Annotated in this window: 3 protein-coding genes and 1 pseudogene; 3 read left to right on the plus strand and 1 reads right to left on the minus strand. The window is 55.0% G+C overall.

Annotated elements, in window-relative coordinates:
* Nucleotides 1-506: pseudogene (locus tag ACLQ7H_RS06430) on the plus strand (NAD(P)(+) transhydrogenase); the annotation flags it as partial.
* On the opposite strand, the gene oxyR reads toward ACLQ7H_RS06430, so the two are convergent.
* Nucleotides 489-1,406 (minus strand): DNA-binding transcriptional regulator OxyR, encoded by a 918-nt coding sequence (gene oxyR, locus ACLQ7H_RS06435; RefSeq protein WP_411751954.1) that lies wholly within the window; start codon nucleotides 1,404-1,406, stop codon nucleotides 489-491. The pseudogene ACLQ7H_RS06430 and the gene oxyR sit on opposite strands and share 18 nt — an antisense overlap.
* 154 nt (nucleotides 1,407-1,560) lie before the next feature.
* Here oxyR and ACLQ7H_RS06440 point away from each other — a divergent pair, with 154 nt between their 5' ends.
* Nucleotides 1,561-2,292, plus strand: a complete 732-nt coding sequence (locus ACLQ7H_RS06440) for a glutathione peroxidase (protein WP_411751955.1) — start codon at nucleotides 1,561-1,563, stop codon at nucleotides 2,290-2,292.
* 133 nt (nucleotides 2,293-2,425) lie between these two features.
* Nucleotides 2,426-3,213: FAD-dependent oxidoreductase (locus ACLQ7H_RS06445; RefSeq protein WP_411751956.1), on the plus strand; the 788-nt coding region annotated here is incomplete at its 3' end.

Below are 3,213 nucleotides of genomic sequence, written 5' to 3' on the forward strand. Positions count from 1 at the left end.
ACCAGACTGCCGTGGCCCATATTTACGCTGTCGGTGATGTAATCGGCTACCCAAGCCTGGCTTCAGCCGCTTACGATCAGGGGCGCATCGCTGCTCAGGCCATTTCCTCTGGGGAAGCCAGCGGGCATTTGGTCGAAGACATTCCAACGGGTATTTACACCATTCCGGAGATCAGTTCGGTTGGTAAAACCGAGCAGGAACTGACGGCTATGAAAGTGCCGTACGAAGTGGGCCGAGCACAGTTCAAGCACCTGGCTCGTGCGCAAATTGCCGGGATGAGCGTTGGCAGCCTGAAGATCCTGTTCCACCGCGAAACGCTGCAGATCCTTGGGATCCACTGTTTTGGTGAGCGCGCGGCAGAGATCATTCACATTGGCCAGGCGATCATGGAACAGAAAGGTGAAGGTAATACGATCGAATACTTCGTAAATACTACCTTCAACTATCCGACCATGGCCGAAGCTTATCGTGTTGCAGCATTAAACGGTTTAAACCGCCTGTTCTAACACCGTGCCCAGGTAATTCTGCATATGTTCGCGAATTGCCTCGGCCAGTTGCTCGTAACGGCTACGCAACGGGGAACCGGGGCGATACACCAGAGCGATGGTGCGCTTCGGTTCCGGTTTGTAGCACTCCAGATAGCAGACACCGTCGCGCTCGCGCTCACGCGGCACCGCCAAGGCGGGTAACAGAGTAATCCCACTGCCTGCGGCAACCATATTACGCAGCGTTTCCAAACTGGTCGCACGGAAGTGGGTATCCTCATCCGCACCGGCCTGGAAGCAAAAGCCCAGCGCCTGATCGCGTAAACAGTGGCCATCTTCCAGCATCAGCAGTTTTTCGCCCGCCAAATCGGCCATCGCCACGCGTTCGCGCTGTGCCCACGGATGGTCGGAATAGACCGCCAATTGCATCGGCTCATCAAACAACGGCACTTCGATAAAGGCTTCGGTCTCTTTTACCAGGGCCAGAATAGCGCAGTCCAACTTGCCGCTGTCCAGTTGCGCCAGCAGTTGATGGGTCTGTGCCTCGTGCAGATACATTTCCAACTTGGGAAAGGATTTATGCAGCGTCGGGATAATCTGCGGCAGCAGGTAAGGCCCCACGGTAGGGATCAGGCCGATATGCAACGGCCCGGACATCGCTTCCCCTTGCTGGCTGGCCATTTCCTTCAAGACTTTGACTTCGCGAAGCACGGTGCGCGCCTGCTCCACCAGCAGTAAGCCTGCCTGTGTGAAAAGCACCTTACGGCTGGTCCGTTCGAGCAGCATCACGCCCAACTCGTCTTCCAGTTTGCGGATCTGCCCACTCAATGTAGGTTGGCTGACATGGCATGAGTCGGCAGCGCGCCGGAAATGGCGGTGCTCGGCCAAGGCGACCAGATACTCTAAATCACGAATATTCATTGTTGTTTCCCTCCTGGCCATGATAGCTCATGGCGATAGATAAGATAGCAACGAGTGATTAGAACTATCAAGCCCCGCAGTGAATAATGTCCCCCAACAAAGCGTAACGGCGCCAACATAAAAAAATTCATTTTTCTAATTAAGGGGTTAATTCATGTTTACCAGTCAAGAAGGCAAAAAAGTCCCTCAGGTTACCTTCCATACTCGCCAGGGCGATCAATGGATCGACGTCACCACGGATGACCTGTTCAAAGACAAAACCGTGATCCTGTTCTCCTTGCCGGGTGCGTTCACCCCAACCTGCTCATCCAGCCACTTGCCGCGCTATAACGAACTGTCCAGCGTGTTCAAGCAACACGGCGTTGACAGCATCCTGTGCGTCTCGGTGAACGACACCTTTGTGATGAACGCCTGGAAAGCCGACCAACACGCTGAAAACATTACCTTCATCCCAGACGGCAACGGTGAGTTCACCAAAGGCATGAACATGCTGGTTGAGAAAGCCGATCTGGGCTTTGGCCCGCGTTCATGGCGCTACTCCATGCTGGTGCGTAACGGCGTGGTAGAAAAAATGTTCGTCGAGCCAAACAAGCCGGGCGACCCGTTTGAAGTCTCTGACGCCGACACCATGCTGAAGTACCTGGCTCCGGAATTCAAAGTGCAGGAATCGGTCTCCCTGTTCACCAAGCCGGGCTGCCCGTTCTGCGCCAAAGCCAAACAAATGCTGCAAGAGCGCGGGGTCCAATATGAAGAGATCGTATTGGGTCAAGACGCTACCACTGTCAGCCTGCGCGCAGTCAGCGGCCGCGCTACCGTGCCACAGGTGTTTATCGGTGGTCGCCACATCGGTGGTAGCGACGACCTGGAAAACTTCCTGTCAGCCTGAATGATAAAAAATAAACCCGATGGATCTCAGGCACGGTTCAACAATCTGTCGCCTGAAAAACCAACGGAATAGAAGTAATGTGACTTTTGGCGGGTGCTGACCCGCCCTTTTTTTATTTCCTTCAGGAGCGGATATGAAACTGTTGAATGTCGACGTCGCCGTTATTGGCGGGGGTACTGCCGGACTAGGCGCTTACCGCGCAGCAAAACTATCTACCCCTAGCGTGGTGATGATTGAGGGCGGACCTTTTGGCACCACCTGTGCCCGCGTTGGCTGTATGCCTTCCAAATTACTGATTGCTGCGGCAGAAGCGGTGCATCAGATCGAACGGGCTCCAGGCTTTGGCGTTCACCCGGCGGGAAAAACCACTATTAATGGCCGTGAAGTGATGGATCGCGTCAAGCGCGAGCGCGATCGCTTTGTCGGTTTTGTACTGGAAGGGGTCGATAGCATCCCGGCCGCAGATAAAATTCAGGGCTATGCCCGCTTCATTGACGACAACACCTTGCAGGTTGGCGAGCATACACGCATCGTCGCACAGCGTATCGTGATCGCCACCGGTTCCCGCCCTAGCTGGCCTGCACCGTGGAACGATCTGGGCGACCGCCTGATCGTCAATGACGATGTGTTTAACTGGGATGATTTGCCCCAGTCCGTCGCGGTATTTGGCCCAGGGGTTATCGGATTGGAACTGGGCCAGGCGCTACATCGCCTTGGCGTTGCCACCAAAGTGTTCGGCGTTGGCGGCGCAGTTGGCCCGCTGACCGACAGCGTAGTGCGGGAATATGCCGCTAGAACATTGGGCGAAGAGTTCTATCTCGACCCGGATGTCAAAGTAGACATTATGCAGCGCGAAGGCGACAAAGTGTTTATCCGCTACCAGGATCTGCACGGCCAAACGCAGGAAATGATGGTGGATTA

It is taken from the genome of Serratia sp. (in: enterobacteria) (assembly GCF_046715635.1).
Classification (GTDB): domain Bacteria; phylum Pseudomonadota; class Gammaproteobacteria; order Enterobacterales; family Enterobacteriaceae; genus Chania.

What these genes read in the sequence shown, in the direction of transcription:
- oxyR (WP_411751954.1), bottom strand. Translation starts at nt 1,406, where the DNA reads ATGAATATTCGTGATTTAGAGTATCTGGTCGCCTTGGCCGAGCACCGC.
- ACLQ7H_RS06440 (WP_411751955.1), top strand. Translation starts at nt 1,561, where the DNA reads ATGTTTACCAGTCAAGAAGGCAAAAAAGTCCCTCAGGTTACCTTCCAT.